The sequence below is a fragment of the Paraburkholderia sp. CNPSo 3281 genome (assembly GCF_024206515.1).
GTDB lineage: Bacteria > Pseudomonadota > Gammaproteobacteria > Burkholderiales > Burkholderiaceae > Paraburkholderia > Paraburkholderia nodosa.
On record NZ_JAMBPS010000161.1, the window covers coordinates 1 to 1,036 of the forward strand.

The window sequence follows — 1,036 nt, forward strand, 5'->3', positions numbered from 1 at the left end:
GAGTGAGGTGGAACTGCGCCGTCGAGGCTGGGGGACGGTGGCGAAGATGAGTTATGGAACGTTCCTTCCCTTCCTGGAAAATGCACTGAACGATGCGCATGAGTGCAAGGCAGGTTTCCGGGCGAGCCTTATGAAAAAACTTGTGGCCGATGCACCGGGCGTGAGTGTGCTGTCATACGATGAAGTTGCGCTGTCATACAAGTATTACATGCCGGTTCACGCGGTCGGATACAACTGGCTGCAATCCAATGCGGATTCAGCAAAGCATCTTGCGGCCAAGATCAAGGAGTTTACCGACTACTACAAGAAGCAGAACAAGCTCTGCGAGAAAGTCATTATCGTTACCCATTCCATGGGGGGGCTCGTGGCACGGTATTACTCGGAAGTCGATGGGCATCGTGACAAGGTACTGGGGATCGTCCGCGGCGTGATGCCAACCACGGGGTCAGCGACGGCCTACAAGCGTGTCACGTCCGGCAGCGAAGGGGCTGCTGGCCCGGTCCTCGGGCCGGACAATTCCACGATGACACCGGTGTTTGCGCAGTCTCCGGGGCCGCTGCAACTGCTTCCGGCCGTGGAGTACGGGATGGGGTGGCTCAAACTGAGGAACGGCAAGGAGCAGACCTCACTGCCACTGGCCGATCCTTATGCGGAGGTGTATCTGCGACGTGGGCAGTGGTGGAGTCTCGTCAATGACAAGCTGATCAACCCGCTGGATGCGGCTAAGACGCGCATCGATGCAGACTGGGCCGCATACGTTTCCTTAATAACGGAGCAGGTACAGCCATTCCATGAAGCGATGCGGGGGAAATTTCATCGCGCCACCTATGCGTTCTACGGTGACGATGAGAAGCACAGGACCTGGGGTGATGTCGTCTGGGAGAGCAAGCTGAATCCGGTGCTGAAGTGGACCGATTCATATGCGAAAGTCGAGAACCTCGAAAATGGACAGGTAATACAGGACAGCGGGACGGGCAGCCAGTCGCTGCTCCAGCGCAGTGGGGGCGATCCCATCTATATGCAATATAACCTGATG

At 56.9% G+C, this 1,036-nt stretch carries 1 protein-coding gene; it reads left to right on the forward strand.

Going from position 1 to position 1,036, the window contains the following annotated elements:
* Window positions 1-1,036, forward strand: a 1,036-nt coding sequence (locus tag M3I56_RS40665; protein WP_375541887.1) for an esterase/lipase family protein, incomplete at both ends; no start/stop codon positions are given.